Raw genomic sequence first — 1850 nt, forward strand, 5'->3', positions numbered from 1 at the left:
GCAGCACCGGCGCAGACCGCTCATAGTATCCGTCCGTCACGAGGGCTAGGCCGACCAGCGAGTCGTAAAGAAAGTTCCACGCCTCGGACACGGCGACATCGGGCCGCTTGAGCGCCAGACCAATGAGCTGGTCCCTACGCGTTTGCCGACTTACGAACTCCACCATGTTGGCGGCGAGTCGCTTCGCATGGTTCGGCGGGAGGTGCGCCAGGTCGTCGTCGTCGTGGGTGCCCCCGGGCAGAGCCGGCGGTTGCGGCTCCGGCTTAGTCACTCCGGGAGCGGGGACCGACGGAACGGGCACATCGCTTGATGCAGCCCCGTCGTCGGCCGCTCGATCATTCGGCTTCGCCTCTGCCAATAACTGCGCGAAGTTTGCTTTTATGCCCCCGGCCCTTCCGCAGACAGTAGACGACCAAGCAGCTTCCCCAAGGGCTCTTTCAGGATCAGGACAGAGAAGACAACAGCGGCCGGCCAAGAGAAAAGGTGACCGGTCATCGTCGCCCAGAACTCGAACTGGTTCACCCGTCGCCCATCGCTTCGCCCGGTCAGAACGACGGAACCTTACCGGCATGGAACGTTCAACGGAACGGGCTCTCGCATTCGTCCTCGGGCAGCGTCGAGGGCCGAGCAGCCGGGCGGGTTCGCGGGGTCGGGCGAGGCGCTGGGCGGCGCCGTCCTCGACGTTCGTGGTGTGCGGCCAGTCGGCGACCTGGGCGTCGGTGAGGAACGGGTCGAGGTCGGTCGCGTCGGCAGGGTCGACGAGGGCCGACGGGATCGCGGCGTCGGCGCCAGCGACTCGGACGGCCCGCGGAGTGTCGAGCCTGCCGCGCCTCGACCCGACACGAAGGTGAAGGGCGCCATCGTGTGAACAGCGCGAACGAGCCGCTTACCGTCGTGCGGTCACGGACCCGGCGAGTGCGACGACGTGGCTCCAGCGTGCCCTCAACCTGAGTCGAGTCCACATTCAGCGCGCGATGCCACTACTACGGCGCCGCTGCCGCTGATTCTCCGTACTCGCCGCCACTTCCGGGGGGCGGGGGACAGGGGCGCCGATACCGACATCTGTGTGCTCGTCGGCACGGCTCTTGTCCGCGTTGGCAGCGCGAATCTCCTCGCGAAGGGCCTTGCTGACGAGCGCAATGCGCAGCGCATTCCCTACGGTGAGCGGCGCTGCCCCATCCGCTTCCGCCGCCACATCGCGGGTCCGATCGCCCTCACGCACTGGCTGGGCGGCAGCCACATCTCGAACCTCCGGAACGGTGGTGAACAGCTCGGGCTGCCCTGCGCGTTCCCGAGCGGCCTGCGCCTCGTCGCGCCGGACGTCGGCGTAGCCCTGCCCGACCGCGACCTCGTCCCGGTCCCTCCTCATCTCGTCCGCCTCGACCGCCTGTCCCTGCGGTCCACGCTGCGTCTCCTCGTCCCGCGCGGGGCTGTCGGGGCGTGCGCTCGACACTCCGGGGAGATCCAGCTCTTCCTGAGCCGGGTCGACGACTCGACGGCGCTCGCTGCTCCGCTCATTGCTGGACTCGTCGATGGCGAACAGTTCGGTCTGCTCACCCCGGCTCGGAGCGACCTCCCGCTCCTGCCCCCGCCGCTCCAGCTCATCGCCGGCCAGCGCAGCCTGCACCCGGGTCGCGGCGGTCTGCTCGAACCACTCCTCACGCACCCGCGCCACCGTGGTGAGGGCCTCGACGCGCTGCTCCTGCAGGGCGGTCAGCCGCCGCGCGGCGGCCACGTCGCGCTCGGCGTCGCGCCGCTCGTCCGATCCCTCGGGGAGCTGGTCCAGCCCGGCGGCCCAGATGATGCTGTCGCGCCGGTACTCCTCGGCCAGTTCCCGCGCGGCACGCAGC

Annotated in this window: 2 protein-coding genes; both read right to left on the minus strand. The window is 69.7% G+C overall.

Translation table 11 applies throughout. The features are described 5' to 3' along the window. Positions 1-271, minus strand: a 271-nt coding sequence (locus WHI96_RS27570) for a hypothetical protein (RefSeq protein WP_349302512.1), incomplete at its 3' end; no start/stop codon positions are given. Between the two features lie 693 nt (positions 272-964). Continuing rightward, the coding region (locus tag WHI96_RS27575) for a hypothetical protein (RefSeq protein ID WP_349302513.1) at positions 965-1850 on the minus strand (886 nt) is incomplete at its 5' end.

Origin of the sequence: Pseudonocardia tropica, assembly GCF_040105315.1 — a bacterium.
GTDB classification, from domain to species: domain Bacteria; phylum Actinomycetota; class Actinomycetes; order Mycobacteriales; family Pseudonocardiaceae; genus Pseudonocardia; species Pseudonocardia alni.